General features: G+C 33.1%; 26 protein-coding genes. 17 read left to right on the top strand and 9 right to left on the bottom strand.

Annotation, left to right across the window (positions count from 1 at the left end; all coding sequences use genetic code 11):
• The first annotated feature begins 3 nt into the window (after nucleotides 1-3).
• From RH82_RS00940 to RH82_RS00930, 3 genes are all read left to right on the top strand, one after another.
• Nucleotides 4-2223, top strand: a complete 2220-nt coding sequence (locus RH82_RS00940) for a RelA/SpoT family protein (RefSeq protein ID WP_034057317.1) — start codon at nucleotides 4-6, stop codon at nucleotides 2221-2223.
• Nucleotides 2224-2438: 215 nt separating this feature from the next.
• A complete protein-coding gene (locus RH82_RS00935) occupies nucleotides 2439-2897 on the top strand; it encodes a Fur family transcriptional regulator (protein ID WP_034057315.1) in 459 nt (152 codons plus the stop codon).
• Between the two features lie 5 nt (nucleotides 2898-2902).
• Nucleotides 2903-4177 (top strand): adenylosuccinate synthase, encoded by a 1275-nt coding sequence (locus tag RH82_RS00930; protein ID WP_034057314.1) that lies wholly within the window; start codon nucleotides 2903-2905, stop codon nucleotides 4175-4177.
• 155 nt (nucleotides 4178-4332) lie between these two features.
• Here the strand turns inward: RH82_RS00930 and RH82_RS17550 are convergent, their stop codons facing one another.
• The 5 genes from RH82_RS17550 to RH82_RS17545 all read right to left on the bottom strand — a co-directional run bounded on the left by RH82_RS17550 (nucleotide 4333) and on the right by RH82_RS17545 (nucleotide 8501).
• On the bottom strand, nucleotides 4333-5151 hold the full coding sequence (locus RH82_RS17550) for a T9SS type A sorting domain-containing protein (RefSeq protein WP_052158140.1): 819 nt from the start codon (nucleotides 5149-5151) through the stop codon (nucleotides 4333-4335).
• 12 nt (nucleotides 5152-5163) lie between these two features.
• Entirely contained in the window at nucleotides 5164-6159 is a 996-nt protein-coding gene (locus RH82_RS00920) for a hypothetical protein (protein ID WP_034057312.1), read from the bottom strand.
• A gap of 57 nt (nucleotides 6160-6216) precedes the next feature.
• On the bottom strand, nucleotides 6217-6339 hold the full coding sequence (locus RH82_RS18975) for a hypothetical protein (protein WP_262494834.1): 123 nt from the start codon (nucleotides 6337-6339) through the stop codon (nucleotides 6217-6219).
• Between the two features lie 303 nt (nucleotides 6340-6642).
• Nucleotides 6643-7524 carry a hypothetical protein gene (locus RH82_RS00915; RefSeq protein ID WP_034057311.1) on the bottom strand — a complete coding sequence of 294 codons (882 nt, stop codon included), beginning with the start codon at nucleotides 7522-7524 and terminating at the stop codon, nucleotides 6643-6645.
• Nucleotides 7525-7622: 98 nt separating this feature from the next.
• Nucleotides 7623-8501: a hypothetical protein gene (locus RH82_RS17545; protein ID WP_052158139.1), complete on the bottom strand. Its 879-nt coding sequence runs from the start codon at nucleotides 8499-8501 to the stop codon at nucleotides 7623-7625.
• Between the two features lie 484 nt (nucleotides 8502-8985).
• On the opposite strand from RH82_RS17545, the gene RH82_RS00905 reads away from it, so the two are divergent.
• The 13 genes from RH82_RS00905 (at nucleotide 8986) to RH82_RS00845 (ending at nucleotide 22487) form a co-directional block, all read left to right on the top strand.
• Nucleotides 8986-10845: an OstA-like protein gene (locus tag RH82_RS00905; protein ID WP_034057310.1), complete on the top strand. Its 1860-nt coding sequence runs from the start codon at nucleotides 8986-8988 to the stop codon at nucleotides 10843-10845.
• Nucleotides 10845-12020 carry an aspartate aminotransferase family protein gene (locus RH82_RS00900; protein ID WP_034057308.1) on the top strand — a complete coding sequence of 392 codons (1176 nt, stop codon included), beginning with the start codon at nucleotides 10845-10847 and terminating at the stop codon, nucleotides 12018-12020. The genes RH82_RS00905 and RH82_RS00900 overlap by 1 nt, the downstream gene beginning before the upstream one ends.
• A 166-nt stretch (nucleotides 12021-12186) precedes the next feature.
• A complete protein-coding gene (locus RH82_RS00895; RefSeq protein ID WP_034057686.1) occupies nucleotides 12187-13572 on the top strand; it encodes a tetratricopeptide repeat protein in 1386 nt (461 codons plus the stop codon).
• A gap of 257 nt (nucleotides 13573-13829) precedes the next feature.
• On the top strand, nucleotides 13830-14261 hold the full coding sequence (locus RH82_RS00885) for a hypothetical protein (RefSeq protein WP_034057306.1): 432 nt from the start codon (nucleotides 13830-13832) through the stop codon (nucleotides 14259-14261).
• A 148-nt stretch (nucleotides 14262-14409) separates the two neighbouring features.
• Entirely contained in the window at nucleotides 14410-14970 is a 561-nt protein-coding gene (locus RH82_RS00880) for a hypothetical protein (RefSeq protein ID WP_034057304.1), read from the top strand.
• A gap of 375 nt (nucleotides 14971-15345) precedes the next feature.
• On the top strand, nucleotides 15346-15639 hold the full coding sequence (locus RH82_RS18715) for a VF530 family protein (RefSeq protein ID WP_081979151.1): 294 nt from the start codon (nucleotides 15346-15348) through the stop codon (nucleotides 15637-15639).
• Nucleotides 15640-15930: 291 nt separating this feature from the next.
• The gene (locus tag RH82_RS00875; RefSeq protein WP_052158138.1) at nucleotides 15931-16167 is read left to right on the top strand and encodes a sigma factor-like helix-turn-helix DNA-binding protein; all 237 of its coding nucleotides are present in this window, start codon (nucleotides 15931-15933) and stop codon (nucleotides 16165-16167) included.
• 20 nt (nucleotides 16168-16187) lie between these two features.
• Nucleotides 16188-16787, top strand: a complete 600-nt coding sequence (locus RH82_RS00870; protein ID WP_034057303.1) for a nitroreductase family protein — start codon at nucleotides 16188-16190, stop codon at nucleotides 16785-16787.
• 258 nt (nucleotides 16788-17045) lie between these two features.
• Nucleotides 17046-18008 (top strand): DUF368 domain-containing protein, encoded by a 963-nt coding sequence (locus RH82_RS00865; RefSeq protein ID WP_034057301.1) that lies wholly within the window; start codon nucleotides 17046-17048, stop codon nucleotides 18006-18008.
• Nucleotides 18008-19027 (top strand): DUF368 domain-containing protein, encoded by a 1020-nt coding sequence (locus RH82_RS00860; RefSeq protein ID WP_034057298.1) that lies wholly within the window; start codon nucleotides 18008-18010, stop codon nucleotides 19025-19027. Before RH82_RS00865 ends, RH82_RS00860 begins: the two co-directional genes overlap by 1 nt.
• Nucleotides 19020-19757, top strand: coding sequence for a shikimate dehydrogenase family protein (locus tag RH82_RS00855; protein ID WP_034057297.1), 738 nt, complete (start codon nucleotides 19020-19022; stop codon nucleotides 19755-19757). Before RH82_RS00860 ends, RH82_RS00855 begins: the two co-directional genes overlap by 8 nt.
• Before the next feature lie 155 nt (nucleotides 19758-19912).
• Nucleotides 19913-21931: a DUF349 domain-containing protein gene (locus RH82_RS00850; RefSeq protein ID WP_034057295.1), complete on the top strand. Its 2019-nt coding sequence runs from the start codon at nucleotides 19913-19915 to the stop codon at nucleotides 21929-21931.
• The gene (locus RH82_RS00845) at nucleotides 21924-22487 is read left to right on the top strand and encodes a hypothetical protein (RefSeq protein ID WP_052158137.1); all 564 of its coding nucleotides are present in this window, start codon (nucleotides 21924-21926) and stop codon (nucleotides 22485-22487) included. Before RH82_RS00850 ends, RH82_RS00845 begins: the two co-directional genes overlap by 8 nt.
• 493 nt (nucleotides 22488-22980) lie before the next feature.
• Here the strand turns inward: RH82_RS00845 and mazG are convergent, their stop codons facing one another.
• The 4 genes from mazG to ruvX all read right to left on the bottom strand — a co-directional run bounded on the left by mazG (nucleotide 22981) and on the right by ruvX (nucleotide 25320).
• On the bottom strand, nucleotides 22981-23754 hold the full coding sequence (gene mazG, locus RH82_RS00840; protein WP_034057294.1) for a nucleoside triphosphate pyrophosphohydrolase: 774 nt from the start codon (nucleotides 23752-23754) through the stop codon (nucleotides 22981-22983).
• An 87-nt stretch (nucleotides 23755-23841) separates the two neighbouring features.
• Nucleotides 23842-24258, bottom strand: coding sequence for a DUF5606 family protein (locus RH82_RS00835; RefSeq protein WP_034057291.1), 417 nt, complete (start codon nucleotides 24256-24258; stop codon nucleotides 23842-23844).
• Nucleotides 24259-24293: 35 nt separating this feature from the next.
• Nucleotides 24294-24905, bottom strand: coding sequence for a peptide deformylase (def, locus tag RH82_RS00830; RefSeq protein WP_034057289.1), 612 nt, complete (start codon nucleotides 24903-24905; stop codon nucleotides 24294-24296).
• Between the two features lie 4 nt (nucleotides 24906-24909).
• Complete coding sequence (gene ruvX / locus RH82_RS00825; protein ID WP_034057286.1) at nucleotides 24910-25320, bottom strand: Holliday junction resolvase RuvX; 411 nt, start codon at nucleotides 25318-25320, stop codon at nucleotides 24910-24912.
• A gap of 231 nt (nucleotides 25321-25551) precedes the next feature.
• Here ruvX and RH82_RS00820 point away from each other — a divergent pair, with 231 nt between their 5' ends.
• Nucleotides 25552-26367 (top strand): 2,3,4,5-tetrahydropyridine-2,6-dicarboxylate N-succinyltransferase, encoded by an 816-nt coding sequence (locus RH82_RS00820; protein ID WP_034057285.1) that lies wholly within the window; start codon nucleotides 25552-25554, stop codon nucleotides 26365-26367.
• Nucleotides 26368-26402 lie beyond the last annotated feature (35 nt).

Raw genomic sequence — 26402 nt, 5'->3', positions numbered from 1 at the left:
TCTATGACTGAAGTAGAAATTGAAAAAGAAAATGCGCAAATTACAAAAGCTTATAAAGATCTATTAAAGGTTAGTTATACGTCGTTATCTAAGGACGACAAGAAACTAATTCGTAAAGCTTTTGAAGTTGCTGTTGATGCACATAAAACGCAACGCCGAAAAAGTGGAGAAGCTTATATATTTCATCCTATTGCTGTCGCGCGCATTGTGGCTTCAGAAATTGGATTGGATGCGACTTCTATTGCTGCTGCTCTACTTCACGATGTTGTTGAAGATAGTGACAACTATACAGTAAAGGACATAGAAGAGTTATTTGGTGAAACTGTTGCGAAAATTGTAGATGGTTTAACCAAAATTTCTTCAATGAGTAAGGAGAAAGACATGGATGTGTCGCTTCAAGCAGAGAATTTTAGAAAAATGCTACTCACACTTAATGATGATGTTCGTGTTATTATTATTAAAATTGCCGACAGACTCCACAACATGCAAACCATGGATTCTATGCGTCCGGATAAGCAGGAGAAAATTGCAAGCGAAACGCTCTACATTTATGCTCCATTGGCACATAGAATTGGATTATATAACATTAAAACAGAACTCGAAGATTTAAGTTTAAAATACACCGAACCAGAAATCTACAACGACATTCTATTTAAAACTAAAGAAAGTAAGCAAGACCAAGATGTTTATATTCAGGAATTTAATAGCGTTATAAAAACTTCTTTAGATAAAGAAAAATTAAATTACGAAATAAAAGGACGTCCAAAATCAATTTTTTCTATAAAACGAAAAATGGAAAAACAAGGCGTTTCTTATGATGAAGTGTATGATAAATTTGCCGTTAGAATTATCTATAAATCTGATAAGGATAATGAAAAATTTCTAGCTTGGAAAATATACTCAGTTGTTACAGATCACTTTAGACCAAATCCAACACGATTACGAGATTGGATATCTTCTCCAAAATCTACTGGTTACGAAGCGCTTCATATTACTGTAATGGGCCCTAAAGGGCGTTGGGTAGAAGTACAAATCAGGAGTGAGCGCATGAACGAGATTGCAGAAAAAGGTTATGCTGCACACTATAAATACAAAAACAACGACAACAAAGAGGATAATCTCGACATGTGGATTAATAGACTCCAAGAAGCTCTAGAAAATCACTCTACTAATGCCGTAGATTTTGTTGAGCAATTTAAGCTTAACCTCTACTCTAAAGAAATATTTGTTTTTACTCCAAAAGGAGACTTAAAATCATTACCAAAAGGCGCAACACCATTAGACTTTGCTTTTAGCATTCATACAGAAGTTGGCATGAAAACTAGAGGCGCAAAGGTTAACGGAAAATTAGTGCCTTTAAGTCATGAACTTAATAGTGGAGATCAAGTAGATATTTTAACTAGCGAAAATGTAAAACCAAATCCTAACTGGTTAGATTATGCTACAACATCTCGTGCCCGCGGAAAAATAAAATCGTTGTTACGTGAAGACGAAAAACGTATTGCCGAAGATGGTAAAGAGATTTTACGTAGAAAATTAAAACAGATTAAAATCGTACTTAATGAAAAAGCAGTTAACGAAATGGTTAATTACTTTAAACTTAAAACTAGTTTAGACTTATTCTACCGTGTTGGTATTGGCGCCATAAGCAATCCCATGCTTAAAGACTATGCTGCTTCTCGCAGCAACGCTTTAGTTAGTTTTATTAAGAATAAAATGAATCGGAAAAATTCGATTTCAAAAGAAGACATTGAAAAAGATGAAATTACCAGCAGCTACGACATGTTGGTTTTTGGAAAAGAGGAAGAAACTTTAGATTACATATTAGCAACCTGTTGTAATCCCATTCCGGGAGATTCCGTATTTGGTTTTTTAACCATTAATGATGGTATAAAAGTGCATAAAAAAAACTGCCCAAATGCACTAAGCATGCAATCCAATTATGCTTACAGGATTATGCAAGCGAAATGGATTGACTCCTCAAAACAAGAATACCTTACAAATATAAGACTCTCCGGTATTGATAATTTAGGTTTAGTAAACGATATTACTAAGGTTATTTCAGAAAACATGCATGTTAACATGTCTAGTATTAGTTTTCAAAGTCACGATGGAGTTTTCACCGGCAAAATTAATGTAAGTGTAAAAAACAAAACCTTGCTTAAAAAACTAATAGATAATTTAAAAAAGATTAATGGTATCGAAAAGGTCACAAGGATTTAATGCGCTCATTTAAACAAAAATCTTGTCATTTTCATCAACTATACAACAAAAAAAACGCTTTCCTTTAACTTCTAAATTCCCGATTTCCTCTAAGATATAAAATGTTAAAATGAGTTCTATTTCCAGCTTGTTAATAACTGCTTGATAACACGTTATTCTATCTCTTAAAATCATAGAATTACCTCAAAAAAAGATGTAAATTTGTCGCTTAGACTATGAGCGCAAATACAGATACAAAAAATCAAGAGATTGTAAAAAATGTTTTTACATCTTTTTTAGAAGGTAATGGTCACAGAAAGACACCAGAACGTTACGCTATACTTCAAGAAATCTACAATAACAAAGAACATTTTGATATTGAATCTTTGTACTTAAGTATGAAGAATAAAAAATACCGAGTAAGTCGCGCAACACTTTACAATACTATAGAATTACTTCTAGACTGTGGTTTGGTGCGTAAGCACCAATTTGGAAAAAACCAAGCACACTACGAAAAGTCTTATTTCGATAAACAACACGATCATGTTATTTTAACAGACACCGGTGAGGTTATCGAGTTTTGCGATCCAAGAATTCAATCTATAAAAAAAACAATCGAAGAGGTTTTTGATATCGAAATCACTAACCACTCACTATATTTTTACGGTAACCGAAAATCAACTAAAAACAACTAACTACTATGGCAGTAGATTTACTACTAGGTTTACAATGGGGAGACGAAGGCAAAGGAAAAATTGTCGATGTATTAACCTCAAAATACAATATTATTGCACGCTTTCAAGGTGGTCCAAATGCAGGGCATACACTTAAATTTGATGGCATAAAACACGTACTTAGAACAATTCCTTCTGGAATTTTTCATAAAGAATCTATGAATGTTATTGGAAATGGCGTTGTTGTCGATCCGGTAGTTTTTATAAAAGAACTAGAAGGTTTAGATCCCTTTGAGATAGACTACAAAGCACGTCTAATTGTATCGCGCAAAGCACATTTAATTCTACCAACGCATCGTTTATTAGATGCTGCAAGTGAAGCCTCAAAAGGCAAAGCTAAAATTGGCTCTACACTAAAAGGTATTGGTCCAACATACATGGACAAAACAGGTAGAAATGGAATTCGTGTTGGTGATTTAGAGATGACAGGCTGGAAAGAAAAATACAGAGCTTTAGCTAATAAGCATGAAGCTATGATTGCTTTCTACAACGTCGATGTACAATACGATTTAGCAGAAATGGAAGTTGAATTTTTCGAGTCTATAGAAAGATTAAAAGAATTACAATTTATAGATAGTGAAGCTTATTTACACCAAGCGCTAAAAGATGGTAAAACCATTTTAGCAGAAGGCGCTCAAGGTTCGCTTTTGGATATTGATTTTGGAACGTATCCATTTGTAACTTCTTCTAACACAACTGCTGCTGGAGCTTGTACAGGTTTAGGTATAGCACCAAACCAAATAAAAGAAGTCTTTGGGATTTTTAAAGCGTATACTACGCGTGTGGGTTCTGGACCTTTTCCAACGGAGTTATTTGATGCAGATGGTGAAGAAATGGCCAGAGTTGGTCAAGAATTTGGAGCAGTAACAGGTCGAGGAAGACGTTGTGGCTGGTTAGATTTAGTAGCTTTAAAATACACCTGTCGCGTTAATGGTGTAACAAAATTAATGATGATGAAAAGTGATGTGCTTTCTGGTTTTAAAACCTTAAAAGTTGCTACTGCCTACAAATATAAAGGAGAAACAATCGAACATTTACCGTTTAACATCGAACCTGAGAATGTAGAGCCAATCTACACAGATTTTAAAGGCTGGAAGGAAGACTTAACTAAAATGAACGACTATTCGCAACTACCAAAAGAATTAAACGATTATATAGATTTCCTTGAAAAGGAATTGGAAATTCCTATTACAATTGTTTCTGTTGGACCAGATAGAAAACAAACTATTTTTAGAGATTAAATCTAATACAACACTCAAAAACCTGCCAAGTATAATCTTCGGCAGGTTTTTTTTGTATTAAAATTACTGTAAAAAAAACCTATCAACTAAAAAATTGATAGGTTTTTTTGTCCTAAATAACTACTAATTAAAATTAGCACTAGTTAATTTAAAGATTAATCCTTTTTAACTAATTTAATTGTTTTGCTTGCCGTTTCTGTATTTAATTGAACAAAGTAAACGCCTGTTTGAAATGCACTAACATTAAAAGACTCTAAATTATTTGTCGCTGTTAATACTTTTTGTCCTGTAACATTATAGATCTCGATACTTGTTAAGTCATTCTCTAAGCCTGTAATATTAACAACATCTGTTGCTGGATTAGGAGAAATTGAGTAACCTACTAATTCTGAAGTCGGTGTACTTAATGTAGTAAACATATGAGAGAGTGTTCCAGACAAACCACTAGCATTCGGGTCTACAACATTTGTAAATGCCACCATTGCATCATCTACCATATCTGCTTGCATAAAACTTTTTAAAGGTGTTACTGTCGTAGCTAAAGCAGAGTTGTTAGCTAAAAGATACATCATACCTGTTGTAGGTGATCCAGATACTTGAATAGTTACCACAGTTGTGGTAGTTCCTGCAGAAGGTGCTGGTAATGCAGCTGGACTCCCTAAAACTTCAGTTATTAAATACCCATCAATAGTTGGCATTCCAACAGCGGTCCCATCGAAAAAGGTGTGAGATGCTGAACTTCCTAGTGAGGAAGTGATACCTAATGTTACGCCATCGGGAACAATAATAGTAAAGCCATAACTCTGCACCGAGGAAGCAAAGTTTGATGCACTTGCATTTGGCACAGCAGCTATAGAAAAGCTAAGGGCCCCATTATCTACTAATGTGTAGGTATAACCATCTTGAGCATTTAATTGCCCTGAAAAAAAACAGAGTAATAAAATAATTAGTGTAGGCAAAGTATTTTTTTTCATGATTTTATATAATTAATTTTCTGGTAATTGTTCTTGTATTTGGTAAGTACTAAAATTTAAAAAATTTCCTGGATGAGACACTACATTTTGAAAAATAAAAGGAGTATCTGGTTCAGTTCCTGTATACTGAGTGTTTCCATCCATATTTACATCACTTGTTTTGTATCCATTCACAGAATATGTTGGGAAATTTAAAAAATTACCTGGATCATTTAATACTTCAGCTAAAATACTTGGAACATCTGGAGCAGTACCTAAATACGATACAATATCATCCCCATTTACATTACCTGCCCACATTGCTACTGCACCACTTTGCACTCCAAAAGTTGTTTGTGCATTGGCACCGTGAGTAATTTGATTATTAGCAACTGTAAAATCGACTATTACTAATGCACTAGACAACGCTATAGTATTAGCTGTCATTATGCCTAAATGATTTCTATGTTTAATAACTACATAATAGTTTCTAGCTTCTATATTAAATTCTAAATCTGAAACTCCATCTACACCAACTATATCTCCATCGCGTTGTAATAAAGCCGACTGGCTAGCTATTACTGAGGTATTATCTACTGCATCTCTAAGCTCTACAAAAACCCAGTCTACAACATTGTCTTGAGCTAAACCAGTAGTAGCAGTTCCTCCATCTGTAAACACAGAGGAATTACAAACTAAGACATCAGCATAAGGTGATGTTACTGGCACAAGTGATGTACGTAAATCGTCGCGCATAAAATTATCTGGGCTATCTAATAAAGCACCTTGCAAAAACGCAATAGGATTTATTTTTATTCCTAACAACACACTTGGTTGATGAAAACCTTGACTTAAAGTCGTGGTACCGTTAGTAATTGTTGTTACAGCAAGCTCACCTACTGTAAAATCTAGTGAAACAGTACCATTAGTTAATGTAGTACCCGAAGCACCTATAACCTGTCTTTCAATGCTTTGCGCTTGAGAAAAGCAAACACATAAACAAAGAGTAAATTTTAATAGTGTTTTCATTTTTTTATTTTAAATAATTATAGCGATAATATTCAAGTTATCAATATAGTGAAAATATTATAATAATTGAACCGTTTTCCATAAACCGTTAACTCTTAATTTTAAATGCGTACCATCAAAATAAATAGTACCATTTACTGGATTTAACGGCGCAATTGTTTGAGGTGTTAAGTTTAACACAGAATTTATACTTACAGTGTTGTTAACACTAGATTCTTGTAAACCAGAACTATGATAATTTGCAATAGCTGAAGCATTTTGACTTGCTAAAGAATATGCCGCACTTGCTTGTGATTGTGCTGAACCTGCTTGAGATTGTGCTGAACCTGCTTGTGATTGTGCTTGTTGTGCTTTACTGTATGCCGCATTTGCTTGAGATTGTGCTTGTTGTGCTTTACTGTATGCCGCACTTGCTTGAGATTGTGCTGAACCTGCTGATTGCGAAGCTGACTGAGCACTGCTATATGCCGCACTTGCTTGTGATTATGCTTGCTGAGCACTACCATATGCAGAACTTGCTTGGGATTGTGCTTGCTGTGCTTCACCGTATGCCGAATTTGCTAGTGATTGTGCCGAACTCGCTGCACTATCTGCTTGATTAGCCAAAGCCTCTGCATTATCTGCTGTTGCTTGTGCAGAAATGACTAAACTTAATGGTGCTTTCTCTGCTTCTAACTCAGCAATTGCTGCATCTACATTAGTAGCTTCAATGCCTCCTGTTACTGTAGAAGGTACTTCTGCCGCTGTTTGATTACCTGAACCTGCAATTGGTGTTTCCCATGTAGCATTTCCATCCACATCTGAAGTTAAGACTTTACCAACTGCTTCGTTTCCATCTTCATATTGAAAACTTCCAACGATGTCTAAATCTGCTGAAGGCGAAGTAGAACCTATTCCAATAGGAACTGTAGAATATATTTTATCGCTTAAAACAACAAGTTTATCTGCATTATTAATCTTTAATCCCAAAAAAGTAGCTCCTGATAATTGAGTGCAATTATTACTAACAAAACGAAGGTAATTTCCTGCTGGATATTCACTAGAAACTAAACTGCTTGCCGTAACATTACCTGTAAATGTAGGGCTAGCTAATGGTGCTTTCTCTGCTTCTAACTCTGCAATTGCTGCATCTACATTAGTAGCTTCAATGCCTCCTGTTACTGTAGAAGGTACTTCTGCTGCTGTTTGGTCGTCTGCGCTTACTGGTAAATTTGTTAACATTGAACCATCACCTATAAAATTTGTTGCAGTTACAGAATCATCTTTTAATATTACACCATCTATTTCAACACCATTATCAAGCGTTTCTTCTTCAATACCATCTGTATATACTTTTCCTGAAATAGTCTTAATATCTGTTGCCAATACATCTCCTGAAACAATAACATCTCCTGAGCCATCAATATTTCCTGTTTCAGAAATATAGACATAATTAGAACCATCCGTAACCGATACTGTGCCTGTTAACGTGGGCTAGCTAATGGTGCTTTCTCTGCTTCTAACTCAGCTATTGCTGCATCTACATTAGTAGCTTCAATATCTCCTGTTACCATAGATGGTACTTCTGCTGCTGTTTGGTTATCGGTTCCTGTAGCAGCATCTGCCCAACTTGCTAATCCATCCACATCTGAAGTTAAGACTTTACCAACGCCTTCGTTTCCATCTTCATATTGAAAACTTCCAACAATGTCTAAATCTGCTGAAGGTAATACAGTTCCTATCCCAATAGGAACTGTAGAATATATTTTATCGCTTAAAACAACAAGCTTATCTGCATTATTAATCTTTAATCTCAAAAAAGTCTGTGCTGCTAATTGAGTACCATTATTTCCAACAAAACGAAGGTAATCTCTTGTTGGGTTTGCACTATGAACTAGACTGTTTACCATTGTAATATCACCTGTAAAAGCAGGGCTAGCTAATGGTGCTTTCTCAAGTTCTAACTGCGCAATAGCAGCCTTTGAATTTATTGCCATTGGTGTAAATTTTAACTGAGAAGTGCCTACAACGGCGTACATATTGCCTCCAGTTTCATCGATTGCGATCTCTAAGAAGTACAAAACAGCTCCCCAATTTAATGTTGATAAATCTCCAGAAACATTTGCACCTTCTCCAATTGCGAGGTCAAAAACACCATTTGTATTAGTGGTTACGGTCCAAGTTTCGGCAAAAACTTCAGGTCCAGAATTAGTTCCTGAAAGTATTCTTACTTGAACACCTAAGTTTTCTTGAATAATTAAGTTCCCACTAACATCTCTAGCGGCTGCTTGGTAGTTTAATGATTGTGCTGAAGCAAAGCTTGCAGTAAGCACAAAGGCTGCAATAAGTAAAATTTTTTTCATCTTTCTTTAGATTATTAATTAATTGTGTAAAATAATTTTGCTAAAGAATTGATTTGTGACTTTAAAAACCTGTAGAATAGTATAAGAATATATACTACTTAGACATTAGTTTATTTTTGTGATTTTAGAGGATATTCAATTAATAGCTGAACAAAAGAAATGTTTTTTTTAAGAAATAAAAGAAAATGAAGAAAAATTTACAATATATAGGTATCATCTCTTTGAGGCAGCATTATCATAATCAAGACAAATAAAACCAAGAACAGCCTCAAAACCTTCATAATAAAAACAGAGTGTTTTCAAAGTATAACAGCATTTATAAATTAAATACAATACCGCTACTTCTATTGTGTTTTTATTTTAAAAAACATATTACAATTTTCTTTACAGCACGTTCAAAATAGCAAATGGTATTAAAATTATGCTAATACATAATGTGAACTCATTATAATCGTTATTTTTGTTCAAAACTCTAAATTACAAGATGTTTAAAAACTTTTTTATAGTACTTTTTTTAAGTTTCATTTCTTTTAACAGTTTTGCACAACAACGTAAAAACATTGAAATTAAAGACTCTGGCGCTTTTGGCGAAATAGACGAAGAAAAATATCCAGGCGCAAGAATTCTAACACGAAGTGATGCTGGACAAGTACACGTCTACCATGATGGTATCGATATGTATTGCGATCAAGCTGTTTTATATGGTAAAGAAAATTTTGTTGAAGCTTATGGTAATGTGAAAATGGTACAAGGTGATACCATTACTATGGTTGCCAAATACGCAGAATACAGCGGAAAAACACAATTAGCATATGCTAAAGGCAACGTCGTTTTAACAGAGCCAAGTTCTACATTAACTACAGACAAACTCTTTTTCGATCGTGCCAAACAAGAGGCTTATTATGAAGAAGATGGAATGGTGGTAAGAGACTCTTCTGGAACGATTACTAGTACTGTTGGTCGTTATTATATGACAAAAAAGAAATACCGTTTTCTTAATGATGTAAAACTGGTAAATCCAGAATATGTGCTCACTACAAATCAATTAGATTTCTACTCAGAAAGTGGACATGCTTACATGTATGGGCATTCTAAAATTGTAGGAGAAACAAGCACTGTATATTGCGAACGTGGGTTTTATAACACCAATGAAGACATAGGTTATTTTACAAAAAATTCAAGAATAGATTACGACAATCGCGTTGTGGAAGGAGACAGTTTGTTTTTTGACAGAAATCGAGATTTCGCCTCGGCTTCAAACAATATTGTAATAACCGATACTATAAATAAAAGCATTATTACTGGCCATTATGCCGAGGTTTATAAATCTAAAGATTCGGCTTTTGTAACTAAACGCGCATTAGCAATTTCGGTTCAAGAAAATGATTCTATTTATATACATTCGGATACCTTGATGGTTACCGGAAAAGAAGACAAGAGAATTACTAGAGCTTTCAGAAACGCAAAATTATATAAATCTGATATTAGTGGGAAGTCAGATTCTATTCATATTAACCATCAAACGGGCTTAACACAACTTATTAATCTGTCACATTTATCTTCAAAGGATGCCTTTGCTGTTAAAAGACGCCCTATTCTTTGGCATTTAACAAACCAAATTACAGGTGATACTATTCATTTAAAATCTAATCCTGATACTGAAAAATTAGATTCTCTTATTGTTTTCGAGAATGCTTTTATTATAAGTAAAGACACATTAAGCACAGACTATTACAGCCAAATAAAAGGAAAACGATTGGTTGGTTTATTCGATGACAACAACCAATTAAAGCAAGTAAACATTTTTAGAAATGCTGAATCTATTTTTATTCTTAGAGATGAAGAAGACGCCTTTGTAGGCTTAGACAAAGCGCGCTCTGCAAATATTGAAATGTATTTTGAAGCAGGTGGTATTTACTATTATAAGCGATTAATTTCAACCGATGCCAACACCTTTCCAGAAGATGCTATTCCAAAAGGCGCTAAGCGATTGAATGATTTTGATTGGCGAGAAGAGGAAAGACCGTTAAGTGTGGATGATTTATTTAAAGACGATCCTCCTTTAAATTTACCTGTTATAAAAGGCCTAGCTCCTGCTGTTCCCGAAGAAGAGTTTTTTGATGACAATTTATTAAACCGAATTGATCAAGCAGACCAAGAAGGCAAACCTAAAGTTCGTTTTGGAGATGCTCGTGATGATAAACCGTTAAAAGCATCAAGGCAAGTTCCTAAAAAACAAGTGAAGCAAGACGTGATAAAAAGCAATCTGCCAAAACAAAAAAAGCCAAAAAATATAAAAGCTAAACCTACACTTTCGAGTGCATTGGAATTAGAAAAAGACTAATGAAAGATCAATTCTTAAAATACCAAGCACAGACCACACCACATCCTTTAGCCATAGAAATTTTGTATGCCAAAGGCTCTTATATTTTCGACACCAATAACAAAGCCTATTTAGATTTTGTTGCAGGTGTTTCGGTTTGCAGTTTAGGGCATTCGCATCCAAGAGTTGTTTCGGCAATAAAAAACCAAGTAGATAAATATTTACACGTTATGGTTTACGGAGAATACATCCAGAAACCAGCAGTAGAATTATGCGAATTATTAGCTAAAAACTTACCAAAACCACTTGAAAAAACATACTTAGTAAATTCTGGAACCGAGGCTATTGAAGGCGCTTTAAAACTAGCACGACGCGCCACTGGCAGAACCCAAATTATTGCTGCACATAATGCGTATCACGGCAACACAATGGGCTCCCTTAGTTTAATGGATTTTGAAGAACGCAAAGCTCCTTTTAGACCATTATTACCAGACATTAGCCATATTACTTTTAATTACGAGCCACATTTAAAACATATTACAACAAAAACGGCTTGTGTAATTTTAGAAACCATACAAGGTGGAGCAGGTTTTATTGAACCGCAAAACGACTATTTACAAAAAGTTAGAAAACGATGTGACGCCGTTGGTGCATTATTAATATTAGACGAAATTCAACCAGGAATTGGTAGAACAGGAACATTATTTGGATTTGAAAACTATAATTGTATTCCAGATATTTTAGTAACAGGAAAAGGACTTGGTGGCGGTTTGCCAATAGGAGCATTTACAACGTCTGCCAAATTAATGGACACCTTGCAAGAGCATCCTAAATTGGGACACATTACTACTTTTGGTGGTAATCCTGTAATTGCCGCAGCAGCTTTAGCAACATTACAAGAAATAACAGAAAGTGACTTAATGTCACAAACCTTAGAAAAAGAACAACTTATTAGAAGGCATTTAAAGCATCCTTTAATACAAGAAATAAGAGGACGAGGCTTAATGTTAGCTGCTATTTTAACGTCTTCAGAAATAGCCAATCAATTGGTTTTGAAAGGACAAGATCATGGTTTAATACTTTTTTGGTTGTTATTTGAAACTAAAGCCATTAGAATTACACCACCACTCACCATTAGCAACCAAGAGCTCATTAAAGGCTGTGGCATTATTGTTGAAGTACTAAACACTATATAGCGTAAACAGAATATTGTAACCTATTAATTATCAGTGATAAAGCTATAAAAATAACGCTAACAATTTACAGTTGTTCATTACTTTGTTAAAAACATTTACTTGTAAGACTTAAAGAATAGTGCTTTGAGCGTTACATTTATTTCTGAGAAATGCTAAACTAATGCCTATGGATTTTAGCCAAGAAGAAGAACATAATAACGTATCGCTCACTAAATTTGAGTCTATGCTTAAAACAAACAATGTGTTGTTTTTTGACTCTAGTGAATTCGAAAATATTATACACCACTACCTTAACCAGGGTAAGGTCGCTCTTGCAAAAAAGGCCATTAAACTGGGTCTAGAACAGCATCCTAGTTCTACAAATTTAAAACTTTTTAAAGTTGAAATTTTCGTTTTTGAAAATGAACTAAGCAAAGCCAATACGTTGTTAAACGAATTGTATATTCTTGAACCGTCAAACGAAGAAATCTATATTCAAAAAGCCAATATCCTCTCTAAAGAAGATAAGCATGATGAAGCTATTGATATTTTAAAACGTGCCTTAGATCTTTCTGAAGATACTGCAGATCTATATTCACTTATTGGCATGGAGTATTTATTTCTTGACCAATTTGATAATGCTAGAGATAGCTTTATGCAATGTTTAGAAGCCAACCCAGAAGATTATGCGTCGCTTTATAATATTATATATTGTTTCGATTTTTTAGACAAAAATAACGAAGCTATAGAATACCTAAATATCTATTTAGATAAAAACCCATATTGCGAAGTTGCTTGGCATCAATTGGGTCGTCAATATTACGAGTTAAAAGATTATGAACAAGCCTTGAGTGCATACGATTTTGCTATAATTTCCGATGATACTTTTGTTGGAGCTTATATTGAAAAAGGTAAAGTTTTAGAAAAACTTAAATTGTACAACGAAGCTATCGAGAACTATAGTATTACACTCTCTTTAGAAGACCCAACTTCTTTTGCTTTGCTTAGAATTGGAACTTGTCATGAAAATTTAGGCAACGACGATTTAGCTGTACATTACTATTACAAAACGGTTCATGAAGATCCGCTTTTAGACAAAGGTTGGATTGCAATAACCAAATTTTACTGTAAAAATAAAAACTACCAAAAAGCTTTATACTACATAAATAAAGCCATAAATATTGATGGTGAAAATGCATTGTATTCTAAATACTATGCTAAAATTAATCACAGACTAAACTTTCTTGAAGAAGCAGAACGTGGCTACAAACGTGCTTTAGACCTTGGGAATTACGAATTAGAAACATGGTTAATTCGCAGTGATTTATTAGCTGAACTAGGAGAGCATGAAGCTTCAACTTTTAATTTAATTCAAGCTGCAGAATTCTTTCCGGAAAATGCTGAAATCGAATTTAGGTTAGCAGGTTTATATTTTCAGCTATTAGAAACAGAAAAAGCAACTTACCATTTAAGCAATGGAATGCATTTTGATGCTGAACATGTTATTATTTTAGAAGAATTGTTTCCGGAGGTTTATGAGTCGTTACTTGTTAAGAAGTTGATTAGAAAATAAATTACCATATACCGACGTATTTGCCGGGTATCGATAATAAAACTTCCTATATAATGAGTTGGCAATAATATGACTGAACACAACGAAAAAGCGAACAAATTGAATAAAACTGAAATTCTGAAAAATCTATTGTGGACAGGATTCGGAATAATTGGCGGAATAAGTTATTATTCAAAATCAAAATATTTAATTTGCGCAATTATGTCTTTAATCGGAATTTTATACGCGTACAAACTGATTAAATCAATAGCGGGAAAATGAAAAAAATACACTTTGGAAATTTGAATAAAAAGGGTCGTTGGATTTTATTACCTCTTATTTTAATTGGGTTATTTCTAATAATTAATGGAGTCTTTGATTTTATTGAATTTGCAAACCCTAAAATGAATAAATATTTGAACGCAATCGGATATCTAATAGTTTTCGGATTTAGTACTCAAATGTTCTGGTATCAGAATTATGTTCAGTGGAATAAAAGAGGAATCTTAATCAGAATAAAATCGTTCCTTGGGAAAAACATAAAATTCAAAGAAATAAAATCATCTGAATTGAATGACAAAAAGTTGATTATGATAGAAACGTATGGAAATAAAATTGAGATTGATTTAAGTCATATAATAGAATCTGACGTTGAAAAATTAATGGATATAATAAATAAAAATACTATTGCCAACACCGTGTATAATTAATTGCTGGTTTTAGCCTACTTACGAAAGTCCTCGCGGACTATCTATCTGTGATTTATTTGCTAAGTTTAGTACTTAAAATACGCAACTAACCATACACGTTGGCTTTCATTTTTGAACTGACGAATCAAACCAAAAAGATAGAGTTTTAATGAGAAAAAGATTCTTTAGAGATTTAGCTGATGTAGAAGGCGGGGAATTCTATTTTAAAGACAAAGATATTTTGAGTGGTCACGAACTAGGTGTCAGAAATCCTAATGTAACTTACTTATTGATATTTAGTTATAAAGACAATCAGTTTTCAATTTTCAATAGCACAGGAACTTCATTTGTTGGAGAAATAGCTTGCGAGTTCTCATCTACTTTAAAACCAATTGAATTTGAATTAAATAGCATTTCGTATTTCTTAAATTTGTTTTTAAGAAGAAAAAACCGTTTTAAAATAAAATCTGATAATGAAAATATTAAACATTTTCTATCGAAAAGTGAGGCAATGAAAAAATTAATTCTGATTGCTAAAAAAGAAGCTTTTAATCCTTTCATTGTCTGTGAAATTGAAAAAAATAAAAGGATTTCTACAAAATATCATTTGGAGTTTGATGATTGGACACAAGTGATAGAACCAATAATTGAATTATACAAAGAGTTGATTGATGAATTTGAAAAAGGATATCTAAATGTTTCGAATAAAGCTTACAAAGAATTAAACTAACTGAATAAACGAAATGCCAACAAAATATATAATTTATTGCTAACCGAATTCCTATCGGAATTCTCCACATTTTATTTACATTTAGTCTAGCGGATAAATCCGCTTATTAAAATCCGCAACAATCCATATACATAAACGTTGACAACAAGCTTGACCCATCCTAAAATAAGGCTACATTTCCTTGTTAATGTTAAGACTATACTTCAACTTCATTTTATCAAGAATTTAGTAAACGCGGCATAGTAGACAAATGGAAAAAAATTAGAAAACACCTCTGGTAATTAACAAGAAAATAAGAGTTCCAACAATGGACAAAAAAAAAATCACAAGAACGAGCCGACTGATAAACAGAACCAATTAGATAAACTTTCGGGTATAGCGTTAAAATCTAAGACGAATGAAGGGCTCAATGAAGAGAAACCTGCCAAACGAAAAAGGAGACTAGCTACTGAAGAACAGCTAAACAATCCATTTCACGGCGTAAAACTAGCACAAGTATTAGAACGTTTGGTAGCCCACTACGGTTGGGAATACCTAGGAGAACGTGTCAATATCCGCTGTTTCATAATCAACCCTACCATGAAATCGAGTCTCGGGTTTCTAAGAAGAACGACTTGGGCTCGAGAACATGTGGAGGATATCTATTTGGAGATGGTGGAAAAAGAATAGCTACAAATACACCATATATTATGAAAAGAGTATTACACAGGTTCAACTTCTATTAGGTCATAGTTACAATTAAACAAAGCATAACACACACACACCATGCTGCAATAAGTCCCTTTACAGTAATTAAATATTTATTATTTTAGTGACATCTAAGGTGCACGTCATTTAACAACAAAAGCGACATTATCACTCTATTTCTAAACTAAATGTCGCATAAACGACGTATCAAACACATTACTTAAATTTGATAAAAACTAAAGATTGAATTAATCTTGCATCAAATTTTTAAAAATGAAGCAAGCTCAATTAGGCAAAAAAATATTAGAGTTAAGACTTGGAAAGGGCTTAACTCAATCTAAGCTCGCTGAAAAATATAATTTAAGTTTAAAAACTATTCAAAGAATAGAATCAAAAGAAGCGGCTTTAGCTTTTATGAACGACCCTGAATATCTTCCACATCTTAAAGCTCGCACGAAAGGCTCTGTGAGTAACTACTATCTTATTAAAGGTAAAGATGAACTCAAATAATAATACATAAAAAGAAAAGTATGAATTTTATAGAAACGATGAGAAATCGCTATACCACTAAAAAGTATGATCCATCCAAAAAAATTGAAAATCAAAAAATTCAGGAGCTAAAAGAGGTTTTACATTTAAGTCCTTCTTCAATAAACAGCCAACCTTGGAAATTTACTTTTGTTTCAGATAAAGGAATAAAACAAAAACTTGCAAAAGTCTCTTGGCTGAACACAAATAAAGTAATTGATTGCGATACAGTTGTGGTATTTAGCCGAATCAACAACATAGACTTATTCGAAGAACAAATTGAGCAAGAACTGCAAAAAGGAGCAGTCGACTATTATAAAGAGTTCATTAAGCCACAATCAGAGGAGCAGATAAGATCTTGGTTTGATAGACAAGTCTATTTGGCTTTAGGTATTTTTCTAAGTGCTTGTGCAGAAATGGGTATTGATGCTACACCAATGGAAGGTGTTGAACCAAAAAACTATGACAAGCTATTAAATCAAAATGACTACTCTACTCTTATGGCCGTAGCAATAGGTTATAGAGACATAGAAGATTTTAACCAACCAAGCAAAAACCCTAAATCAAGAAGAGATATTAATAAAGTAATAGAAACAATTTAAAATAGTATTAAAGGGAAAGAGAAACCATTTGCTAACCTGCGTATATAACAAATAGGAATCGACGAAATACAACTTCAGGATTACTATTTCTGTTTGTAATTAATTTTTCATGAAAAACTATGATAAGAAAACGCAACTAGCTTATCATGATAGCTGTCTTTGTATAGAAATAAAAAAATATTCAGTCCTACAAGGTTAAGAAAGCACTTGCAGAATTACTAAAATTGCATACCTTTGATTTGATATAAAAATCACAACATGCAAAGAAAATTTAAAGACTATTTTATTATTGCGCTTAAAGGCGTTGCAATGGGAGCGGCAGATGTTGTTCCAGGTGTTTCTGGTGGAACTATCGCATTTATTTCTGGTATTTATCAAGAACTCCTAGAGAGCATAGATAATTTGAATTTAAGCTTTTTCAAAACTTGGAAAACCGAAGGATTCAAAATGGCATGGCTTAAAATTAATGGTAATTTTCTACTCTCATTATTCTTAGGAATCGCAATTAGTATTTTCTCATTAGCCAAAGTAATAAAATGGTTATTATTTAATGAGACTATTTTATTATGGTCCTTTTTCTTTGGCTTAGTTTTATCAAGTATCCTATTTATTGGAAAGCAAATTAAATCATGGAATATCCCTGTTGTATTACTCCTAATATTAGCAGCAGTTGGATCCTATTTTATTACAATTGCAGAACCTTTTGCATCTCCAGACAGTAATTTGTACTTGCTTTTTTGTGGCGCTATTGCTATTATTGCTATGATTCTTCCAGGAATATCTGGAGCATTTATTTTATTAATTTTGGGTGCATATCAAATTGCAATTAACACTGTCGATAATTTACTTCAAAGTGTACTGACTTTAAATTTTGAATTATTTAAAGCTGCTTTTATTAAATTTTTAATGCTTGCTATTGGTGCCGTTATTGGAATAAAAGCTTTTTCTAAAATATTAAATTGGATGTTTAAAAACCATAAAAACCTAACGCTAGCTATTTTAACTGGTTTTATGATTGGCTCTTTAAATAAAATCTGGCCTTGGAAAAAAGTATTAGAATTCCGCATAAATTCTCATGGAGTAGAAGTTCCATTTATTGAAAAAAGCATTTCTCCTTTTAGTTTTGAGGGAGATCACCAACTATTACTTTCCATTGGATTAATGATAATAGGTTTCTTAACTATATTTATTTTAGAGAAAGTAGGTTCAAAAAAAGCATAATGCAAAGCACACGCACGTTTAAAGACAGAATTTTCTTAATCTTAAAAGGTTTAGGAATGGGAGCTGCTAATAAGGTTCCTGGAGTGTCTGGAGGTGTTGTAGCTTTTGTAGCTGGCTTTTACGAAGAATTTATTCACTCCTTAAAACGTGTTAATTTTACTGCTCTAAAACTCTTAATAAACGGTAGATTTAAGTCATTCTTTAACTACATAAACGGTAGATTTTTAAGCTTACTATTTTTAGGAATGCTGGTCAGTTATTTTAGTGTGTCCAAAATACTCGACTATTTTATAAAGCATTACGAACTTTACGTTTGGAGTATTTTCTTCGGGATGATTATTGGTTCCATTTATTACATTAGTAAGGATTTTAAAGATTGGAAGGTAACTACGTATTTAGCACTTCTAATAGGCGCTGTACTTGGTATTAGTATTAGTTTTTTCGATCCTGCAATGGAGAATGATAATCTTTGGTTTGTATTCATCTGTGGCATTATTAGCGTTTCTGGCATGACACTTCCTGGATTTTCGGGATCCTTCATATTAATTCTATTAGGTAATTACGTTTTACTTTTGGTAGATTCTGTAAATGCACTTTATAATACATTTTATGAAATTATTGGCGGCGATTTTAGCTTTACAGAAAACATAGAACGTATAAGAATGCTAAAGGTTCTTGTTGTATTCACTTTAGGCTCTGCTGTTGGCTTGGTAACATTTTCGCATGTATTAAGCTATATATTAAAACACTACAAAAGCGTAACCACAGCATCAATAATTGGCTTTATTATTGGCTCACTTGGTGTTGTTTGGCCTTGGAAAGAAACTATTTTTAAAACAGATAATTCTGGAGTAGCAATTTTAGATTCTCGTGAAAAACATAGTATTGAAAACTATAGACGCTTTATTCCAGAATTTAATACTGAAACTTACATCGCTATATTTTATATTTTTATTGGAATTGCTATTGTACTAGGTTTAGAATGGTATGGTAGAAAAACGAGACAGACACATGCGTAGATTTGGTTTAATAGGAAAAGACATTTCGTATTCATTTTCAAGACACTATTTTAAGAATAAGTTTGAAACTGAAGACATATTAAATACAACTTACGAAAATTTCGAACTTGAAAACATTACTTTATTTCAATCCAAACTGAAACAAGAAGAAGGCGTTAAAGGTTTCAACGTTACTATTCCTTATAAAGAAAGCATCATGCCCTTTTTAGATAAACTAAATAAAAAGGCTGAAGCTATTGGCGCTGTAAATACCATTAAAATTAATAAAAAAGGAAAATATATAGGTTATAACACAGACTACTACGGGTTTAAAAAATCTCTAAAACCGCTACTAAAAACGCAACATAAAAAAGCACTGATTCTAGGTACTGGAGGTGCAAGTAAAGCCATTGCTTACGCCTTAAAATCGCTTGATATTGAGTATCAATTTGTATCCAGAAAGGCTTCAGAAAAAGTAAAACACACGTATAGTGAACTTTCAGAGACTATTATCGAATCGCATCAAATTATAATTAACTGTACGCCTTTAGGCACATTTCCAAATGTAGAAGACTGTCCAAATATTCCTTATCATGCGGTTACTAAAAACCATATTTTATTCGATTTAATTTACAATCCTTCAGAAACAAAATTTCTAACATTAGGCAAGCAACATAATGCAACTATACTAAACGGAGAAAAAATGTTAGAATTGCAAGCAGAGAAAGCTTGGCAAATTTGGAACAAGTAATACCAAATAAAATTCAAATTTATTATCATTAATTTCAAAATCCTTTTGGAAGAAAAGAGATTTTTAGTCTAAAAAAAGACTTAAACCTTTATTAAAAGGCAAGTTTTAGTATCTTTAAAGTCTAAATTTTTACCATAATCATAACATTTCATAAAATGTCAGAGCAAGATAACCTGCAAAACGCAGACGGAAAAGAAGAAAAAAGCACACTAGAAAACATAGCTATTGAAAACGTTGAAGAGACGGTTGAAGATACTATTGAAGACATTACAACAGACACGCAAGAGACTCAAAATGAGAACAATGAGGATGCTGTAATTAACGAAATAGACGACTCTAATGCAGAAGATGCAGAAGACGAAGGTACGAGTGAGCGTCATACTATCGAGGAGAAAGATTATCATGAGATGACTCTAGATGTTTTAGTTATCGAACTCGAAAAATTGGTTAAAGATGAAAAAGTACAGGCCATAAAAAAGCATGTAGAAGCTATAAAGAATGAATTTAACGAAAAATTCAATGCGCTTGTAGAAGAAAAAAAGCAAGAATTTTTAGATAAAGGAGGTAATGAAATAGATTTCCATTATACCACACCCTTAAAACGCAGTTTTAATGATGCTTATAAAGAGTATCGCAATAAGATTTCGTCTCATTATAAGAGTTTAGAAAAGGGATTAAAAACCAATTTATCGACAAGACTACAAATTATAGAAGATATCAAGGCGCTTACTAACCTTGACGAAACTATGAACACCAAATATAAGCAGTTTAAAGAGTTACAAGACCAATGGAAAGCTGCTGGGTCAATACCAAGAGACAAATACAATAATGCTTGGAACAGTTATCATTTTAATGTAGAGCGCTTCTACGATTTACTGCACTTAGACAGAGACTTACGCGATAAAGATTTTGAACATAATCTTGAAAAAAAGACAAAAATAATTGAGCGTGCCGAAGAATTAGCAAAAAGCGATGACAACAATCGTGCGTTTAGAGAATTACAAGCTTTACATAAAATGTGGAAAGAAGAATTAGGTCCTGTTTCGAGAGAACATAGAGAGCCTATTTGGGATCGTTTTAAAGAAGCTACAAAGGTTATTAATGATCGACGACAAGAGTATTACCTACATTTAGATGAGCTTTATGAGAAAAATTTAGCTTTTAAAATTGGAATTATTGGTCTTATTGATGAAAAAACTAGCGACACTGGAAACTCTCATAAAGACTGGCAAACAAAAATTAAAGAGGTCGAAATGCTTCGAGAAGAGTTTTTTAAAGCAGGTAAAGTGCCTATTAAGGTTAACGAGGCTACATGGACTAAATTTAAGGTTGCCGTTCGCGAATTTAACCATAAAAAGAATTCATATTATAAGAGTTTAAAGAAAGAGCAATACGATAATTTAGACAAAAAAGTAGCGTTAATTAAAATTGCAGAAGCTAATAAAGACAGTGAAGACTTTGATGCTACAACGCAATTAATGAAGAAAATTCAAGGCGATTGGAAACATATTGGTCATGTACCAAGAAAAGATAGCGATAAAATTTGGAAACAATTTAGAGCAGCTTGCAATCATTACTTCGATCGTATTCATGCTAAAAGAAATGAAGCTAGTGCCGAAGAAGAAAAAGCTTTCACAGAAAAAGAAGCATTTTTAAAGACCATTATAGAAACTAAATTATCTGGCGAGCAAAAAGCAGATTTGGCTGCTATTAAAGAATACATTGCAAAATGGAAAACTTTGGGTCGTGTTTCAGGAAATAAGCGCAAAATTGATAGCGATTTTAATAAAGCATTAGACACTTTATTTGGAGCGTTAGATATGAATAAAAATGAAGTTGAAATGATGAAGTTTGAAAACAAACTTCAAGATCTATCTTCTGCTAAAGACCAAAGAGGAATTGAAAACGAATACACGTTTATACGTCAGAAAATTACTGAAATAAATGCAGAGATAAATCAGCTAGAAAACAACTTATTGTTTTTTAAACATGCCGATGAAAAGAACCCGTTAGTAAAATCGGTTCTCGATAATATTAAGAAGCATACTGAATCTTTAACCATTTGGAAAGCTAAAGTTAAAATGATTAAAGTTTTGGAAAATGCTAAGGCTAAAGCTGAAGCTGCAGAAAAAGCTGCTTTAGAAGCTGAGCAAGAAAGTGAAGTAAATGAATAAAAAAATAGCATTAGCTTTTGCTCTATTTTTCACCACAATAGTAGCAAAAGCTCAAGATGCTAGTGTTGAAAAATCAGTATTTGGAATCCAAACAGGAATTTTAGGGATTTGGGCTCATAATGAGGCAAAATTATCTAACACCATAGTTTTACGTTCAGAATTAGGTGTTGAACTTGGTTTTTATAGCAGTAGTCTAATTAATGATTCTGGAGTTTTTGCTGTGCCCTCAATTACCTTAGAACCGCGATGGTATTATAATTTAAATAAAAGGGTTAAAAAATCTAGACGCATTGATGGGAATAGCGGAAATTTTGTTTCTATTAGAATTAATTATCATCCTGATTTATTGTTAACCTCATTAAAAGATAACTATAATTTTATAAGTGATCTTTCAATTGTACCAACTTGGGGAATTAGAAGAAGTATTGGAAAACATTTTAACTACGAAACGGCCATTGGAATTGGCTACATCAAATACTTCGAAGAAGCTAATACTATTTTTGATCAAGCAGATGTTGGTGTAAATCTACATTTAAGGATTGGTTATCGTTTTTAACTATAGTTGAAAACATCAAAAACAATCGTTTAAGACGTTCTTGTTTTTTAGCACATCAACGACATAAAACCCTCATAAAAAGACCTTAACCTCTGTTAACATTAGCCTGACTAACACTTTTCTACAAGAACTGCGTTCTTGAAAACAGAAAGTCTCACTAAAAACCAAATCCTGTTCGATTTACATCAAACAGGATTTTGGCTTCTAACTAAACTAACAAATTATTTCTATTTCGCTTACTAGAAATAATTAAATTTAAAATGACCTTTTAATAAGTATATGCTATTAACCAATTTTCCTTTTTTGAAGAAATAAGGCCATTTGATATTATATACGTCAAGACACTAATTTTGGATTACGAAGATTTGAAAAACTACATTTTTTTGACTTCCTCCCAAAAAACTTGAGTAGTTGAAAACCTAAGGTTTTCGAATTACAGTTTTTTTGCTTCCTCCCAAAAAACTTGAGTAATTGAAAACCAAAAGTTTTCGAATTACAGTTTTTTTGCTTCCTCCCAAAAAACATCCATTTCACCCAAAGTCATGTCTTTTAAATCTTTGTTTAATACTTTTGCTTTAGATTCTAAATACTGAAATCTTTTAGAGAATTTTTTATTAGTTCTTTCTAAAGCGTTCTCTGGATTTATATTTTTAAAGCGAGCATAATTAACCAAAGAAAACAAAACGTCTCCAAATTCGCTCTCCATAGCATCTACATCGTTTTTAGCAACCTCAACTTTAAACTCATTAAGCTCCTCCTCTACTTTTTCCCAAACTTGTTCTGGTTTTTCCCAATCAAAACCAACTCCAGATACCTTATCTTGTATTCTACTTGCTTTTACCAATGCTGGTAAACTTTTTGGCACACCTTCTAAAACACTTGTTCGACCTTCTTTAAGTTTTAGTTTTTCCCAATTACGTTTTACTTCTGCTTCATCTTTAACTTTTACATCTCCATAAATATGTGGATGTCTGTGGATTAATTTTTCGCAAATAGAATTACATACGTCTGCAATATCGAAGGTATTGGTTTCGCTTCCTATTTTAGCATAGAATACCAAATGCAACATAAGGTCACCAATTTCCTTTTTTACTTCTTCTAAATCATTATCTAAAATGGCGTCTCCAAGCTCATAAGTTTCTTCTATAGTTAGGTGACGTAAACTTTCCATGGTTTGCTTTTTATCCCAAGGACATTGCTCACGAAGCTCGTCCATAATAGTTAATAAACGATCGAATGCTTTTAGTTGACTGGCTCTAGAATTCATGAAAAAAATATTTTTGTAAAGGTATTTAAAAACAAAAAAATCCAGCTAAAAAGCTGGATTTTAATTTATAAAGCAAAAAGAGAAGGTCTATTCCTCTTCTTCTGATTTCTTTTTATCTTCTAAATCCAATAAATCATTTTTTTGAAGCATATTATACCATTGTAATACTTTCTTGATATCGCTTGGATACACTCTATCTTCATCGTAATCTGGTAAAACTTCAAAGAAATACTCTTCTAATTTATCTTTAGAATCTTTATGACTTATAGAGGTTGGCGCACCATTTTCTTTAGCTTTAATTTTAACTAAAACCTCACGTAAAGGCACTTCCTCAGTTAATGTGTAAATCGCAATTTCGCTTAGTATGCTAACATTTTGTTGCACACTAACAGAAATCTTACGATTATCTGATAAGGATTTTGCAATAAAACCACCTCTGGTTTGTGTTATTAATTCGTATAAACCTGGTTTTCCAGAAATTGATAATATTTTATCTAATGCCATGTATTTTTATTATTAAGGAGCGCAAATATCTTGTACTAGATTTTGTTTTGCAACTTTTTAACGTTTCTTTTTTTGTTAGGAAATTTCATTCTATAATCTACAATAATCTTCCCTTTAGAAATATTAAGTAGCTTCCCTTTTATTAAGCGTTTTTTTAAAATAGATAATTTATCGACAAATAACACACCTTCGATATGATCGTACTCATGTTGAAATACTCTTGCTGCCAAACCGTCTAATTCTATAGTATGTTTTTTAAAGTCTTCGTCGAAATATTCTACTTTAATGTTTGGTTTTCTAAACACATCTTCGTTTACGTCTGGAATGCTTAAACAGCCTTCGTTAAAAGCCCACTCGTCTCCAGTTTCCTCAAGAATTGTTGGATTAATAAACGTGTGTTTAAAGTCTTTTAAGAAAGCACGTTCTTCGTGTTCTAAAATATCGTCTTCTGCAAAAGGAGAAGTATCTACTAGAAACATACGAATTGGCAAACCTATTTGTGGTGCTGCTAAACCTAAACCATTAGCGCCATACATGGTCTCTTGCATGTTTAAAATTAGCGCTTTTAAATTAGGATAGTCTTTAGCGATTTCTTTCGCTTTTAATTTTAAAACTGGATCGCCATAAGCGACAATTGGTAATACCATATTATTATTTATTATAAAGGTAACTTTGTAATATTATTGTTGCACTAATCTCATCTATAAGTGCTTTGTTTTGCCTTTGCTTTTTCTTTAATCCGCTATCAATCATGGTTTGCATTGCCATTTTAGAGGTAAAACGCTCATCTACACGTTTAATAGGAATCTCTGGAAAAAAGGTGCGCAACTTACTAATAAAAGGTGTTATTAACACTTCGCTTTCGCTGGCTTGGTTATTCATTTGTTTAGGTTCTCCAACCAAAAACAACTCAACGCTTTCTTTTTTAGTGTAGTCTTTTAAAAAACCTAATAGCTCTTTTGTTGGCACAGTAGTTAGCCCAGAAGCGATAATTTGCATATCATCTGTAACAGCTAATCCTGTTCTTACTTTACCATAATCTATTGCTAGAATTTGAGACATTGTTAATTTTTGTGCAAATTTAAAGTTTTATTACTACATACATAAATATTATGCCAAATTATAAATTGAAGTTATATTTGCGTGAAGGATTGAAGCGGCATCCTTTTTTGCCAATGAAAGCAAAAAAGATATAGTGTAAAGCCTGACCTTTAGGGCACGCCCAAAAGAATAAAAAAATTAAGACTAAGCGTTTCGACTGCGCTCATCGTGAAAAATTTGGAAAACAAGATTATGAAAGCTTTACAACACACCATAGAAAACGCTTGGGATAACCGAGATTTATTAAAAGAAGACGCTACGCAAGCTGCTATTAGAGAAGTAGTTGCATTACTTGATGAAGGCACTTTACGTGTTGCCGAACCAACTACTGAAGGTTGGCAAGTAAACGCGTGGATAAAGAAAGCTGTCGTGCTGTATTTCCCTATTCAGAAAATGGAAACTATGGAAGTTGGTATTTTTGAATATCATGATAAAATTCCATTAAAAACAGGTTATGCTGCAAAAGGAATTCGTGTGGTACCACATGCTGTTGCTAGACATGGCGCGTATATTTCTAGCGGAACTATTTTAATGCCAAGTTATGTAAATATTGGTGCTTATGTGGATGAAGGGACGATGGTAGATACTTGGGCAACGGTTGGTAGCTGTGCACAGATTGGTAAAAACGTACATTTATCTGGTGGTGTTGGTATTGGTGGTGTTTTAGAACCTTTACAAGCCGCTCCTGTAATTATTGAAGATGGTGCTTTTATTGGATCGCGTTGTATTGTTGTTGAAGGCGTACGCGTTGAAAAAGAAGCCGTTTTAGGTGCTAATGTAGTATTAACGATGAGTACAAAAATTATTGATGTCACTGGAGATGAGCCTATAGAAACTAAAGGTCTAGTTCCTGCGCGTTCTGTGGTAATTCCTGGTAGTTATACTAAAACCTTTCCTGCAGGAGAGTTTCAAGTGCCTTGTGCTTTAATTATTGGAAAAAGAAAAGAAAGCACGAATAAGAAGACGTCTTTAAACGATGCACTTCGTGAGTATAATGTGGCGGTATAAAATAGTAACATTTAGCAGTCTTTAGTTGGCAGTGC

This window comes from Lacinutrix jangbogonensis (assembly GCF_000797445.1).
GTDB classification, from domain to species: Bacteria; Bacteroidota; Bacteroidia; order Flavobacteriales; family Flavobacteriaceae; genus Lacinutrix; species Lacinutrix jangbogonensis.
The sequence above is the reverse complement of the archived record's forward strand: the minus strand, read 5'-3'. Positions and strand labels throughout refer to the sequence as shown.